The organism is Puniceicoccaceae bacterium, assembly GCA_040224245.1.
GTDB lineage: Bacteria > Verrucomicrobiota > Verrucomicrobiia > Opitutales > JAFGAQ01 > JAKSBQ01.
Map to the genome: position 1 here is coordinate 57,640 of JBEGIR010000012.1, position 13,512 is coordinate 71,151.

Genomic DNA, 13,512 nt, shown 5'->3' on the forward strand with positions numbered 1-13,512 from the left:
ACTACGATTCATTGGAACCCCGTGCCTTTGAGGAAGCGACTGCAACCTCTTTTCCTTCAAACAGGAAGGGCTCGAGAGCCAACTTGCGAACCGTAGTGAATTGGGAACGAGGCAGGATCATACCGGTCGTGGATTCCACGCCGAGTTCCTGAACGAGCCCGGTTTCCTTGACCCCGATCATGGCAATGATCTGGGTCGAGTCGCCACTCCAAACGATTGTGTCGTAAGGAACGACGTGTTTCACAACTTGTGTTACCACTGGTGCTGAGGGAGTGACTGCTTGCGCTGCCACCGCCACCAGCAAACCAATTGCAACAGCGATTGGTTTACGGTTGTTCATCATTTATAGTGACTTTCCAGAGATCCTGAAAAATCTGATGTCAAAAGAACGAACCGAGACCCTCAGGATCTCTTGAAGCCAAGCAAATGCACTTTTTCCAAAAAATCAATACGTTCTGGCAAACGTACACACAATTGTAACGTTGGGTTATTCCCCACACCCGTTGCATCAGGTGAAGTCACACTTCCCTATGCTTGCCATGAGGGTGGCCATAGCCAGAGACTCAACCCACGCTACTCACCTCCGGGCAGCTTAATCGCCCGCTTCGTCCTGCGTCGTCACCGCCGTTCCATACACGAGGATCTCTGCAGCATTGCTGGCAACTTCAGTTGTGGCAAACCGGACCGCGATCACAGCATTCGCCCCAAGTGCCCGCGCTTCTTCGCGCATGCGATCCAGTGCCTGCTCACGCGCTTCGGCCATCAGTTTGGTGTACTCGTGAATTTCACCGCCCACCAGAATGCGCAGCCCTGCAACAATATCCCTGCCCAAATGACGAGAGCGGATCGTATTGCCGCGCACAAATCCATGCGTTTTCACAATGCGTTTCCCCGCAATGTTTTCGGATGTTACAATGATCATTATTTTTCGATTTCGCGATAAGGGTCGTGCTTCCAGATGAGCATGCGGTCCCGAAGGACCTGAACGAACAATAAAATCAATCCCAAACCAACGCCAGAACTGGCGACAACCGGCAACAAGTCGCGCTGTTCATGGACCACATATTCCCACGCAGCATAGCCGAGCAAACTCAAAAAACCCGCACCAATCAGCAGATAACTGCTGCGACGCAAACCGATCTCAAAGGGTGTCCTCCACAGTCTGCGAAGGCGCTGCTCGTCAAGTTCGGTTTCCCCCAGTAGTTGCAACGCATCCCCTGCCCGGACCAAATCCATGTATTCGTCCCGCAACTGCTGATCACGGCGCAGGTATTCCTGAATCTCGGAGGTTTCCTCCGGACTCAGTTCACCATCCATCAATCCCATTAACAGTGCTCGTTTTCTTTCCATTTCCATATCTCTCCTCACGTTGCATCCCCCAAATCCATCCCGTGCACCTTCGCAAAACTCTTGCGCGCGCTGTAGAGCCGACTCATGACCGTGCCTCTTGGTATTTTCAGCAAGCGCGCTATCGCATCGTATTTTGTATCCTGAAAGTATTTCAAAACCAGAATCTCCCGGTGTTCCGGGCTGAGTTTCTGCAGCGTATCCCACACCGCCTTGCGCGCCTCACTTCGTTCGAGTTCATCATACGGAGCGGAAACCTGTCCTCGCGTCGATTCCGCATCCAGCACCAACTTCTCTGCATGCTTGGCAACCGTTTTCCGACGCGCCAGGGCGTTGAAACAACAATTCCGTAAAATCGCATAAAACCAGGGATAAAATTGATCGAGTTGCCGTAGTCGCGGCATCGCCAGAAATGCCCGTTTGAACGATTCCTGGCACATCTCCATTGCATCATCCGGATTTCCCATGATGCCCAGCGCGTGACCCATTGCCTCCCGGCGGTATTGTTTCACAAGGTGTTCAAATCCAATGGGGTCACGCTGCTCGATGCAGAGTTTGATCGCTCGTTGTTCGGTCATGGGCTGAAGGATATTGTCTTTAGCAGTGAACCGACAAACTCATCGGATATTCGGAGCTCCGTGCAAACGTCAGCTCGCCCGGGCGGACCAGATGCGTAACATCTTGAGCAAGAAGGCCTCAAGCATCTTTGATTCCGCAAGATTCACCTCAAGCAATCCACGAAGATACTCCAACTCCCTCACACTTGAGTCCAGACGCGCGCTGATATCATCCGTTGACAATACCGCTTCGGTTTCGATCAATCCCACTGCAAAATCCCGAATGGTGGTTTCCATTTCTGCAAGCAGCTGCACCCGCACGGAACGAGCGACACCCACTTCCATTGCGAGCAGCTCCTCTTCAGGGGTATGCTCCGGCAGCAATAATTTTTCCTGCTGCCAGCGATGTTCCTTCAAGCCCTCCAATGCCTCATGAAAGCCTTCCAGCAGACCATAAAGCCGCATCAAGCGTTCCGAAATCTCCTGTCGCTCCTTCGGCACAATGGGTAAACGTTGCAGCCAGGTGCAAAATTCCGCTTTCCACTGGATCCAAGCCGGATCCGCAAGCGGCTCCTCGGGTTCATGAAACCAGAATGAGAGGCAACGACTGACGATGGTATCGAGCAATGCATTGGGTTTCACCGTTGTGAGCAGGATGCTGGTGTTCAACGGTGGTTCTTCCAGTGTTTTCAGGAATGCATTCGCCGATTCGTGGTTCATGCGATCCACTTCCATCACCAGGGCAACCTTGCGCTCCCCCGCGCTCGGCGAGTGCTGGATGTTGCGCATCAGTTCCCGAGTGTGATCCACGCTGATCTGCCGCATGCGATTGCGAGCCTGCAACAGAAAAAAATCCGGGTGTGCGCTGACTTGCTCAGACGAACTGTGCAGTAACGCTCCTGCCACCTCAAGTGCTGCGTGCTTCAGAGCGGCCAAATTACGTCCTTTCAGCAAGAGGGCGTGTGGCAATCGTTTTGCCTCCACCGCCCTAAGGATCGTTGCCAACGCGTGATTGCGATTATTCGACATCGAAAAAACGACGGGAAACTTCGTCCCAGATCTGCGACTCGATTTGCCCGATTTCTCTCGTTCCATCAAACACTGCGAAGCGATCCGGCAGGGACTTCACCAGCATCAGATACCCTTCCCGAACAGCCTCATAAAACTCAATATTCTCCTTCTCCATGCGGTCCGGCAGACCCGACGCCCGGTGTTTGATGCGGCGCATGCCTTCCCGTGCAGGAACATCGAGCACAATCGTGAGATCGGGCATTAGATTTCCCACGGCAAATTCATTGATGTAGGTGACCGGATCCTCAGACAACTGGCGGGCTACCCCCTGATACACCGTGGTCGAATCCAGATACCGGTCACAGAGTATGATTTTCCCCTGTTCGAGTCCGGGCACAATGACCTCACGAACCAACTGGGCGCGGCTGGCCGCAAAGAGGAGAAGCTCTGTTTCCGGAAACATCGACTCTGACGAACTCCCGTGCTTGAGCAAGTGGCGAATCTCCTCACCAATGTCGGTTCCACCTGGCTCTCGGGTCACGATCACGTCGTATCCCATCTCCTCAAGTCGCTCTGTCAAACGGGCAATTTGTGTCGTTTTGCCGCTGCCTTCGGAGCCTTCAAACGAGATCAGCAGTCCTCTCTCTGTGTCATTTGCTTTCGCCATCTTTTTGATTTGGGGAGTTAACGGTTCAATCTATACAGGGAATCCGCAAACCAGGGGAGTACCCATGCGCAAATCTTAAACAGGATGGAGATTCATCCGCAAGCGCCAATGATGACGGCAGGGGGAATCCCATATGACTCACCCCAAGCGATACGAGCAATGGCTTGTCAAAATCCGTGAAATTCCCCACACTGTCGTTGCTTTTTCATTCGCAATTTTGCCCGTTTCAGCTTTCCGATAGTCCATGGTATCGATTCTCGCAGCAATGCCCACTCCGATGTTGTATTTTGAACAGTCCAACCTCATCGGAAAGCTGATCGTGATGGTGCTGCTCATCTGTTCGATCAGCGCATGGACTGTGATGGCATGGAAATGGCTCACCCTTCGAAACCTGCACAAGCAGAACAAGGCGCAAATGCGTCAGCTATCGAAATTGGATAGCCTTTGCAGCGTATCCCTGTCCCAGCAATCCACGACCCCGGCAACATTGTCCAAAGTCTTTCATTCCGGTCTGGTCGCCTACCACCAGGAGGTTCGTGTGTTTGGTCCACCCTGCACCGACCACAGCCGTGCTCGCTGCAAACGCAATATTGAGAACGCCATGAGTCGTGAGATCGCAAAAACCGGTATTCTCTACGAAAACTGGATGACCACGCTCGGCTCCATCGTCACGGCTTCGCCGTTCCTCGGACTTCTCGGAACCGTCTGGGGAGTCATGGATGCATTTGGCAGCGTTGCGCAGGGTGGAAATGCAACCCTACAACACCTTGCACCCGGAGTATCCGGTGCGCTGCTGACCACCGTTGCAGCCCTGCTTGTCGCGATTCCTTCAGTGGTCGGATACAACTACATCGTCACTTTTATCAAGAACATGATCGTTGAGTTGGAAAACGACGCGACCGAAATTGCCGAACAGATTGAACACGAGATCGACCTCTCGGATCCAAGCTGACTGCAAGCTGCTCCCGATGAAGCATCGTTCCAAAATGCTACAGGCTGACCGCCGTCTTACAGCCGTAACCACGATCAACATGACACCGTTGATCGACCTCGCATTTGCGCTGTTGATCATTTTCATCATCGCCACACCCCTGCTGGAGCAGACCATTCCCCTCCATCTTCCACTGGAAAACGCAAACCCAGGCAGCACGCGCGATGAAGTGGTGTACCAGGGCATCTCCATCACTCAGGATGGACAGCTGTTCTGGGGAACCGAACCCGTCGACCTCGACACACTCTCCCGCAATCTGGAGTTGCTTTCCGCACAACCCAATCCTCCCGTTCTCAATATCCGGGCAGACGCTCGTTTGCCATACCAGCGCGTGATCGAAGTCATCGATCTCATCAAACAGAATCAGCTCGACAAAATCAGTCTCGACACTCAGGTGCGCTGATGGCCTCAAGCTCCGCAGCAACATGACGATGCCGTCCATGAAGACTACCTTCTACTGGTCACTCGGTGGCCATGCGGTCCTGCTGTTGCTACTGATCCTCATCTCTTTCATCGCGAGCTGTTCCCGCCCACGCACCCCTGAGCAGGTGCATGTTTTCCGACTGCAGGCCGGCCCCCCGGCCCCGCGCACAGAAGTGACCGCTCCCGCCGAAGTCACTCCCACTCCACCAGCCCCCAGGGTCGAATCTCAACAACCATCCACCCCAAAACCCCAGGAACAACCCAAGCCCAAGCCTCAGGAACAGCCCAAGCCCACTGAACGCAAACCCGACCCCAAACCCACCACACAGCGAAATCCCGTGCGATACGACGATTTCATCCGGACTCACGACCTGCCAGAGTCCAAGCCCAAGCCACCGGCTACCACACCCACGCCGCCAGCCCCCGATCCCAATGCCAAGCTTCGAGAAGAGCTTGAAGCCATCATTCAGGGACTGGGTGGCACGGATGCCAGCAGTGATGAACTGCAGGAACTCAACCGCTATGTGAGTCAGTTGCGCGCCCAGCTCAACCGTCTGTGGATGCAACCCACCGGACTGCCCAGCGGGCAATGGAGTGCACTCATCGAGTTCACCATCGAACCAAACGGGCGCGTTACTGCCGTGCGGTTTCGCGAGGAGTCAGGCAATGCACAATTCGACCAATCCCTGATTCGCGCAATGAACGCATTTCGGACAACGGCACCACCTCCCGATGGAAAGGCGCGCGTGTTCGCCATCCCGTTCAGGATGACGGTGCACTGAGCACATTACTTGTCCCAAACGATATCCACAACGCAGGCAATCAGCGTCAGCTCTCAATCAAGCGGAGCAGCTCCGGAGATTCCGGAACATCCGAGATGATCTGGCACTGGTCCGGTCCGACTCCAATGAAACGCACATTCGGCAGCGGGATGGCCACCTGGTTTCCGTCATTGGCGCAATCATAGGTCGTTTTCAGCAAATGGGCAACGTATCGCTTGGCGGCCAAGGGCAAAGCATCAAAGCTGCGCACAGCTGAAAGATCCTCCGACCACCCGTCCACTTCCTGATAAACCGGACGGAGCGTCTGCCGCAGCGCATCATTGCGGGGGACCCGATAGAAGCGCTTCCCCTGGGCATCTTCATAGGCGACACAGATTTTGAGCTTTCCCTGCCAATCGCCTCCATGCGTGAGCGCATCGATTTTGTTGATCACCAAATCCTGATATCCCCCATACCGAAGTGCGGAACCCTTTTCCACAGCATCAAACCAACCCACCATTCGCTGGCGTCCGGTCGAGGTTCCAAATTCCATTTCCTTGAGTCTGCGCGTCAAGGGCTGCCCCTCCTCCATCTCGGTCAGGAAGACGTGCGTACCAACCTTGGTATCATAGCCCTTGCAAACCCCAACTGTATGCACGGGTTGCACAGGGATGCCAACCGACTGAAACAACTCACCGGAAAAGGTATGGGATGCCGTCACGTTTGGAGTGAAACCATGGCGCTTATCCAACCAGTAGGACTGTCCAAATTCACAAAGCACCTGTTCGCCACGGTCAAGGGAAGTCAGCACCTGCTCACGCACATCCACAATGCAATCGACCAGGGAGTGTCCCGCCTGCCAGTAAACATCCAGCAAGCGTTCGAAGTTGAGCGAAAAGGGTTCTGCCCCCTTGAACTGATTGAAGTCAAACTCGTCGATCGGCAGTTTTTCCGCATCGATGGTTTCCTGATTTGCCCGCAACTCGGCAGCCGACAGGGTATCAAAAAAACGATCCCAGCTTTCTTCGTCGACCCCACAGACATGCTGGATCGTTGACAGGGCGCGCTGCACCCGACGACGCAGCTTTTCTGCATAGCGGTCCTTGCCATGTCGAAAGTCATCGAAGAAAATCTGCCACTGGTTGACCTCATCACTGAATGCTGGCGTGATGCCCCGGCCTGTTGAACCACGGGAAGCCTCCCGAAGCACCTCCGAGCGATAATACTCCCATGCGAGATCCAGCAACCGGTGGCAGAGATCGCTCACCTGCGTTCGCTCATCAATGAGCAAGCGGGGCAATACCGTATAACCATGTGTCTCAACCATGGTAATTTCCCACCAGATTTTGCGCGGATCAGCCACGACGCCTGCCCCGAGCACCAATCGCGGAATGCGGGTGTCCACGATGCCACAAGGCAACAGGTTGTGCTTGAGTCCTCCTGCGGTGTGACCCGAGTTTGCGCCCCCATTGACCTTGACCACCATGCCGACCACTCCGGATCGCTCGGTGATCTGGTCGACGATTTCGTAAACGACCCGACCTTTGCCTTCATCTCCGAACGAGATGCCGACATCGGCAATGATGGGACTCTGAAATGCTGTATTTGCCATAAACAATCAAACGGTTGTGCCGGAACATCTGGCTTCCGGCCTGGTCCTTTCCTGGATTTCTATAAACCGGCGCAGCTCACAGGATTGCCTCCGCCTCCATCTCCCTCGCCTGCGGAAATTGCTCCAGCATGCGTTCACACCGATCCACAAAGCCCTGCACCTGGGCATCCGCTGTTCCAACCTGTTCGTGGATGCGGGTCACAATCTGTTGAAGTTCCTCGATCCCGAGAGGGAACTCAGCCTCCTGGGCAAGACGCCGGAGTAACTGATTATCCAACTGGGCATGGCTACGCCGGTTTTCAATCTCATCAACGGCGTGTTTTTTGATGAGGTGGTGCGCGGTCTCCCGCCCAAGTCCTTTTTTCACAGCCTCCATCATCAGCGTTGTGGTCATCAGGAAGGGAGCAAACTGTTCAAGCTCCTGCTCAATCATGGCGGGATAAATCACCAACTGATCGAGAACGGCTCGCCAAGTATTGAGCATGTCATCCACCGCAAAAAAAGCATCTGGCAGCAACACCCTTCTCACCACTGAGCACGAAACATCGCCCTCGTGCCACTGATCCCCGGCAAGGTTGCCTGCCATCGTCAGGTACCCCGAAAGCAGGGTGCGAAATCCATGTATGCGCTCGCAGCTGCGGCTGTTCATCTTGTGCGGCATCGCAGACGAACCGGTCTGCCCTTTTGCAAACCCTTCGCTCGCCGTTTCATGCCCTGCCATCAAGCGCACCATGCGTGCAAAATTGGAGGGTCCGGCGCTCAACTGGTACAGGGCACTGACCAGTTCAAAATCCAGGCTGCGCGGGTAGACCTGACCAACGGCATCCCACTGGCGCGCAATACCGAGGTGTTCCCTCACGCGACCATCCAGCAACATCGCCTTGTTGGCGTCCCCTTCAAAGAGCGTCAGCTGGTCGGTTTGAGTTCCAACCGCGCCCTTGAGTCCCCGCACCGGATAAGTTTCGCGAAAATGCTGAAGCAGCTCGACGGCATGGATCAGTTCTTCCCCTGCCATGGCAAGTTTTTTCCCAAAAGTCGTAGGCTGGGCAGGCACGTTGTGGGACCGGCCCGTAATCACGACCCGACGATACCGGTCGCTCAGTTCAGCCAGCTTTTTTAAACAGGCAACGCTCTTGACCAAAATCCAGTCGAGCGAGCGGTAGACCTGAAGTTGCTCAACGTTCTCCGTCAGGTCCCGGCTGGTCATGCCCTTATGGATGTGCTCGTGCCCGGCAAGCGCACAGAACTCGTCAATGCGAGCTTTCACGTCATGCTTGGTGACCAATTCGCGATCCCGGATCGATTTGAGGTTGATCTGATCCAATACCGCTTCGTAAGCCGCTATGGCTTCTGCCGGGATCTCGATTCCCAGACCCCGTTGAGCTTTCATGATCGCCACCCAGAGGGTTCGTTCCAGTCGAACCTTGCCTTCTTCCGACCAAATCTCCCGCAGCGCCTCCGATGCATAGCGATCTGCCAATACGTTTTTTACTAGACTACCCATGAGCACAAATAACCCAGTCATTGAATTCCTGCACGCCGGAGTTGGCAATGCGAAACGTCGCCGAAAAGTCCGGTCGACTCAAACAGGCTAAGCGTGTCACGTTAATTCACCCGCGTCGCCTCAGCGGGTTGAATAAGGGCCGCTTTGCGCGCAGGGTAAAGGCAGGCAAGCAGCGAGGATGCTGTTAGAATCAGCACCACCGCAAAATACACCATCGGATCCACAAGGCCTGAGCGAGGAAAGACACTCTTGAGCGCGATACTGAGCGACATGCCCGCAAGGGAACCGAGCACCAGTCCCACCACCAGCTCCATCACTCCCTTTCGCAAGATCATCTGAAAGACTTCCCCTCCTGTCGCACCCAGGGCCTTTCGAATGCCAATTTCCTGAATGCGCTCCAGTATCGAAAACGTTGTGATTCCAAAAATACCAATGAAACTCAATAGCAGTGCAACCGCCGAAAACATGACAAACAAATCCGCAGCAAAGCGAAGTCCCGCAAATTCACTGCGAATCGAATCATAAGGGGTTTCCACAAAATACAGGGGGATTTCCGGATCAACCTCAGCAACACAGCGCTTGAGCAAAGGGACCAGCGAATAGGGATGATACCCCTGCTCCGGTCGGATCACCACGGTCAGGAAGCGATGCGGGATGCTGCGGTAGTGGAAGTGAACCCCTCCCCGACCCGACGTATCAAAAATCCCACCTCGCATGAAGGTGTGCTCCACAACGCCCACAATCTTGAAGCGTTCAACCCCTGCATTCGGACCCACATCCTGAACGATTTCGAGATAATTTCCCACCGCATTCCCTTCAGGGAAGTGGGCAGCTGCAAGCGGTTCCGTGATGACGACCTCCCGCAAACGCCCGGATACATCGGGATTCATGCGAAACATGCTGCCTTCCACCACTTTCACTCCCAGGGTTTCGAAGAAGTGATCGGAAATCCCCTCGCTGTAAACAGGGATGCCCTCGCCCAAATAACCTCCTTCCGCATCGGAAAACCGAATCTGGATATCCCAGTTTGTGTGGATGAGCTGCATGCGTGTCGTGATCGCCGCCGACGCAATTTCTCCCTGCGACTCCAATAGCGTGAGCAGTTTTTCCGCAAACTCTGCACGCGAATGAATTCCTTTAAATTTTCCCTCAAGTAATCCCATGCGCGCCGCCAAGACTGACTGAGGATCAAACCCCAGATCCACGTTTCGTATCACATGAAGTTGTTTGATCATCATGCCCGCCACGATGAGCAGTGCACAGGAAATCGAAATCTGCAGCACGACGAGGGTCTTGTTCGTCGCTCCGATACTGAGCGAAGTGCCTGTCCGGGAATCATCCTGCAACACCTGATTGATCGCAAGCCGCCGCATCCGCAGTACGGGCAGAGCTGCTGCCAGAACAGAGGCGGCCATGGTCACCAGCAGGATCATGCCAAGCAGTGAGGGGGTAAACTTCAGCTGATACCAGAAAGGAGCATCCATGGCGGTCAGTTGGGCGTTGCCCCAGTCCGTCGCCCACATGCAGTAGATCAGCCCCAGCAGTGCGCCCGCCAGTGTGATCAACAGACTTTCCACCCATACTTGTGATGCGATGTCGCGCTTGGACGCACCCAAGGCACAGCGAATCGCCATCTCTTTCATGCGAGTCGCCAACCCGGCAAGCAGAAGATTTGTCACGTTTGCACAGGCAATCAACAGGACGAGCAATACGACAGATGAGGACAGGTAGAGAATGTTTCGGGTTTCGGTGTCCGTCATGGCCTCTACAAACGGCACCAGCGCCACCTCAGAACTCGCCTCAAAGCGCTCCCGAAAATCCGCAGATACTTGCGACAGAAAGGTCTGCTTCAGCTGATTGAGTTCCTGTGCCGCCTGTTCAACGGGAATGCCCTCGCGCGTGCGAACCGCAACGTAAGCAGCCGGATTTGCATCATAGCCGATCAACAACCCCGGATAGAATCGGTCCGGAATCCAGATGTTCGAATCGATGGGAAACTTGAATCCCTCCGGCATCACACCGACGACCATGGTGGATTCACTGTTGACCAGAATTTCCCGCCCAATGATGGACGGATCGGATCCAAAATCATGCACCCACGCATCATATCCCAAAACCGCCTTCGGCTGCATCTCCAGTTCATCGTCACCAGGCTGGAAGCCTTCACCCAAAATAGGCTGCACCCCAAGTGCTTCAAAAAACCCCGCATCCACCCAGCTTCCACTGTACCGGATCGCACGGTTTTGATGAAACACATTCACGGTGCCCTCACTGTAACTGAAGAAGGAATCAAACAGTTTCTGATGATGCTGCCAGTAACGGATCAGGTGGCTGTGCACCATTCCGTGTTTGGTCTTTCCATGGTCGCGAGTCGTCACCGCTGCAATGCGCTCTGCCTCGGGAAGCGGAAGACGCGGATACATCAAACCCTGAAAAATCATCAACTGGGAAGTGGTCACTCCAATCCCGATTCCCATGGTGATGATCGCCAACAAAGCCATCACAGGACGCGCTGCCAGCATGCGCATACTGAATCTCAGGGAATACCAAAACTGAATCATGCCTGATTCCCCTCCTGATCCGGGCGCTGGTTGACCGTTTCCACCACTTTGCCATCCAGCATGCGAAACACCCGATCCGCACGCTGTTCATAAGCTTTTTCGTGAGTGACCATGCAGATCGTCGAACCTTCCTGGTTGAGTTCCTCAAGAATCCCAATCACCCGGTCGCCATTGCGCGTATCCAGATTGCCGGTCGGCTCATCGGCAAACAGCACTTTGGGCTCGCCCACGAGTGCGCGGGCAACTGCGATTCGCTGCTGTTGCCCCCCAGAGAGTTGGCTCGGCAGGTGATTGCGCCGATGAGTCATCTGCACCTTGTCCAGCGCAGCCATCACACGTTCCGACCGTTGTTTGGACGCAAGCCCCCGATAAATCAAAGGAAGCTCCACATTTTCATAAACCGTCAAATTCCCAATCAGGTTAAAGCTCTGAAAAATGAAGCCAATCTCACGGTTTCGAAGTTTCGCCGCAGTTCGTGCATCCAGCAAGTGAGTTGCGCGTCCATCAAAGTAATATTCCCCTTCATTGGGTTGGTCCAGCAATCCCATGATCGAAAGCAAGGTCGATTTGCCACAACCAGATGGTCCGGAAATCACCACAAACTCGCCGTCGTCAATGCTGAGGTGCACGCCTGAGAGCGCACGCGTCTCGATCTCGTCCGTGTGAAAGGCTTTGGTAATATGGGAAAGCTCAATGATTTTTCGGCGTGGTTCAGTCATGATCAGTAGAGGGGTAGTGGTATCCGCATCGATTGCAAGGGAAGCTGCACTGGTAAATCACGCGTGCCCATCCCATTCGCAAGCTTGTGAATCTGCATCCAGGAGTGCAGGAGTAGTGGTAGTTCGCTGCTGCGAATCCCAATAATGGGACAACCATCGTCCCGTTTTTGGGACAAGTTTCCTGAAATAATCAACTGTTGCACGGGTTCACGCATCGGTATCCGTTCGCAGGGGCAAGGGCAGACGCACACGGGCCACACAGCCCTGGCGATCTGTGCGGTTTACCAACTCAAGGCTGCCATCATGATTCTCGGCAATTTGCTGACTCAAGGTCAGTCCAATACCGGAGCCGCCCGGCTTGGTGGAATAGAAGGGAATGAAGAGATTGTCACTCGATGCCAGCCCCAATCCTTCATCCAGGACTTCAAGTGTTACCCGGCGGGGTTCACGCACACAGCGAAGCAGGGTGCTGCCCCCGGTTGCCTGATTGGCTTCCAGCGCATTCTTGGTCAGATTGATCAGCATCTGTTCGATCTGTGCCTCATCGGCAAAAATTTCAACATCACAGCAAGCCTCCGCACGAATGCTGCCACCTTTAAAGTCCTGCAAGTCCATGATGCGCGTAACCAACGCATTGAGCGTAAACCACGATTTCACAGGCGTCGGCAATTTTGCGATTTTTCCATAGTCGCTGACAAAGCGGCTGAGGGCTTCCGCTCGCTTTTGGATCACCAGCAATCCATCATCGAGATCGGATTGCAGCTCCGACTCCATTGACTCGCGCTGGACCAGGGTTCGCAGGGTTCCCGAAATTGATTTGATCGGAGCCAGAGAATTGTTCAGCTCGTGCCCCATCACCCGGATCAAGCGCTTCCAGGCCATGCGTTCCTCTTCACGCAGGCTCTTGCTGAGATCCTGAATCAGCACCAGCGTATGCGGAACCCCATCTTCTCGAAACTCCTTGCGCTGCACAACCCAACGGCCAGAAGCACCGGGGAATGCAAACTGGAAGGGTCGTTCCTCCGATACCTGCAACAGGTGTTCTACCCCAAAATCGCTGGCCAGTTTCCCAATGCAGTCACACTGAGTGGAATTCAGCAGCTCACAACCCGCGCGGTTTGATAGCGTGATGCATCCCTGCCCGTCAAACGCCATGATGGCGACATCGGTATGATCCATCACCCCGTTCAGGAGTATCCGGGATTCCACCGCACGCTGGTGCTGCGTCTTGAGATCATCGATGAGCAGGTGGATTTCCTGATAAAGTTCTCCCATTGCATCTTGTGTGGAAGACGGACGAGACTGCATCGAATAATCCCCTTCCCGGATCGCCGAGACAAGATGCAATGGGAGAACTTT

Annotated in this window: 14 protein-coding genes; 3 read left to right on the forward strand and 11 right to left on the reverse strand. The window is 54.4% G+C overall.

Annotated features, from left to right (window positions below):
• Position 1 precedes the first annotated feature (1 nt).
• From ABQ298_01825 to tmk, 6 genes are all read right to left on the reverse strand, one after another.
• The gene (locus ABQ298_01825; protein ID MEQ9823102.1) at positions 2-343 is read right to left on the reverse strand and encodes a hypothetical protein; all 342 of its coding nucleotides are present in this window, start codon (positions 341-343) and stop codon (positions 2-4) included.
• 249 nt (positions 344-592) lie between these two features.
• Positions 593-922 (reverse strand): YbjQ family protein, encoded by a 330-nt coding sequence (locus tag ABQ298_01830; protein MEQ9823103.1) that lies wholly within the window; start codon positions 920-922, stop codon positions 593-595.
• Positions 922-1,350: a hypothetical protein gene (locus ABQ298_01835; protein MEQ9823104.1), complete on the reverse strand. Its 429-nt coding sequence runs from the start codon at positions 1,348-1,350 to the stop codon at positions 922-924. The genes ABQ298_01830 and ABQ298_01835 overlap by 1 nt, the downstream gene beginning before the upstream one ends.
• A 14-nt stretch (positions 1,351-1,364) precedes the next feature.
• The gene (locus ABQ298_01840; GenBank protein ID MEQ9823105.1) at positions 1,365-1,925 is read right to left on the reverse strand and encodes an RNA polymerase sigma factor; all 561 of its coding nucleotides are present in this window, start codon (positions 1,923-1,925) and stop codon (positions 1,365-1,367) included.
• Between the two features lie 69 nt (positions 1,926-1,994).
• On the reverse strand, positions 1,995-2,933 hold the full coding sequence (locus ABQ298_01845) for a hypothetical protein (GenBank protein ID MEQ9823106.1): 939 nt from the start codon (positions 2,931-2,933) through the stop codon (positions 1,995-1,997).
• A complete protein-coding gene (tmk, locus tag ABQ298_01850; GenBank protein MEQ9823107.1) occupies positions 2,923-3,582 on the reverse strand; it encodes a dTMP kinase in 660 nt (219 codons plus the stop codon). The genes ABQ298_01845 and tmk overlap by 11 nt, the downstream gene beginning before the upstream one ends.
• Before the next feature lie 244 nt (positions 3,583-3,826).
• Here tmk and ABQ298_01855 point away from each other — a divergent pair, with 244 nt between their 5' ends.
• Genes ABQ298_01855 through ABQ298_01865 form a run of 3 tightly spaced genes read left to right on the forward strand, consistent with a single transcriptional unit; the run spans position 3,827 to position 5,778 of the window.
• Positions 3,827-4,534 (forward strand): MotA/TolQ/ExbB proton channel family protein, encoded by a 708-nt coding sequence (locus ABQ298_01855; GenBank protein MEQ9823108.1) that lies wholly within the window; start codon positions 3,827-3,829, stop codon positions 4,532-4,534.
• Between the two features lie 16 nt (positions 4,535-4,550).
• Positions 4,551-4,976 carry a biopolymer transporter ExbD gene (locus ABQ298_01860; protein ID MEQ9823109.1) on the forward strand — a complete coding sequence of 142 codons (426 nt, stop codon included), beginning with the start codon at positions 4,551-4,553 and terminating at the stop codon, positions 4,974-4,976.
• Positions 4,977-5,013: 37 nt separating this feature from the next.
• Positions 5,014-5,778 (forward strand): TonB family protein, encoded by a 765-nt coding sequence (locus ABQ298_01865; GenBank protein ID MEQ9823110.1) that lies wholly within the window; start codon positions 5,014-5,016, stop codon positions 5,776-5,778.
• A gap of 46 nt (positions 5,779-5,824) precedes the next feature.
• Here the strand turns inward: ABQ298_01865 and ABQ298_01870 are convergent, their stop codons facing one another.
• The 5 genes from ABQ298_01870 to ABQ298_01890 form a co-directional block, all read right to left on the reverse strand.
• Positions 5,825-7,369 carry an adenylosuccinate synthetase gene (locus ABQ298_01870; protein ID MEQ9823111.1) on the reverse strand — a complete coding sequence of 515 codons (1,545 nt, stop codon included), beginning with the start codon at positions 7,367-7,369 and terminating at the stop codon, positions 5,825-5,827.
• Positions 7,370-7,445: 76 nt separating this feature from the next.
• The gene (gene purB, locus ABQ298_01875; protein MEQ9823112.1) at positions 7,446-8,873 is read right to left on the reverse strand and encodes an adenylosuccinate lyase; all 1,428 of its coding nucleotides are present in this window, start codon (positions 8,871-8,873) and stop codon (positions 7,446-7,448) included.
• A 101-nt stretch (positions 8,874-8,974) separates the two neighbouring features.
• The gene (locus ABQ298_01880; GenBank protein ID MEQ9823113.1) at positions 8,975-11,434 is read right to left on the reverse strand and encodes an FtsX-like permease family protein; all 2,460 of its coding nucleotides are present in this window, start codon (positions 11,432-11,434) and stop codon (positions 8,975-8,977) included.
• Positions 11,431-12,153, reverse strand: coding sequence for an ABC transporter ATP-binding protein (locus ABQ298_01885; GenBank protein MEQ9823114.1), 723 nt, complete (start codon positions 12,151-12,153; stop codon positions 11,431-11,433). Before ABQ298_01885 ends, ABQ298_01880 begins: the two co-directional genes overlap by 4 nt.
• 207 nt (positions 12,154-12,360) lie before the next feature.
• Positions 12,361-13,512 (reverse strand): ATP-binding protein (locus ABQ298_01890; protein ID MEQ9823115.1); only part of this gene is annotated, 1,152 nt, incomplete at its 5' end.

Coding starts and splice junctions, on each gene's coding strand:
- ABQ298_01885 (MEQ9823114.1), bottom strand. CDS start 12,153: ATGACTGAACCACGCCGAAAAATCATTGAGCTTTCCCATATTACCAAA.
- ABQ298_01855 (MEQ9823108.1), top strand. CDS start 3,827: ATGGTATCGATTCTCGCAGCAATGCCCACTCCGATGTTGTATTTTGAA.
- ABQ298_01840 (MEQ9823105.1), bottom strand. CDS start 1,925: ATGACCGAACAACGAGCGATCAAACTCTGCATCGAGCAGCGTGACCCC.
- ABQ298_01830 (MEQ9823103.1), bottom strand. CDS start 922: ATGATCATTGTAACATCCGAAAACATTGCGGGGAAACGCATTGTGAAA.
- ABQ298_01860 (MEQ9823109.1), top strand. CDS start 4,551: ATGAAGCATCGTTCCAAAATGCTACAGGCTGACCGCCGTCTTACAGCC.
- ABQ298_01865 (MEQ9823110.1), top strand. CDS start 5,014: ATGAAGACTACCTTCTACTGGTCACTCGGTGGCCATGCGGTCCTGCTG.
- purB (MEQ9823112.1), bottom strand. CDS start 8,873: ATGGGTAGTCTAGTAAAAAACGTATTGGCAGATCGCTATGCATCGGAG.
- ABQ298_01880 (MEQ9823113.1), bottom strand. CDS start 11,434: ATGATTCAGTTTTGGTATTCCCTGAGATTCAGTATGCGCATGCTGGCA.
- ABQ298_01845 (MEQ9823106.1), bottom strand. CDS start 2,933: ATGTCGAATAATCGCAATCACGCGTTGGCAACGATCCTTAGGGCGGTG.
- tmk (MEQ9823107.1), bottom strand. CDS start 3,582: ATGGCGAAAGCAAATGACACAGAGAGAGGACTGCTGATCTCGTTTGAA.
- ABQ298_01835 (MEQ9823104.1), bottom strand. CDS start 1,350: ATGGAAAGAAAACGAGCACTGTTAATGGGATTGATGGATGGTGAACTG.
- ABQ298_01825 (MEQ9823102.1), bottom strand. CDS start 343: ATGATGAACAACCGTAAACCAATCGCTGTTGCAATTGGTTTGCTGGTG.
- ABQ298_01870 (MEQ9823111.1), bottom strand. CDS start 7,369: ATGGCAAATACAGCATTTCAGAGTCCCATCATTGCCGATGTCGGCATC.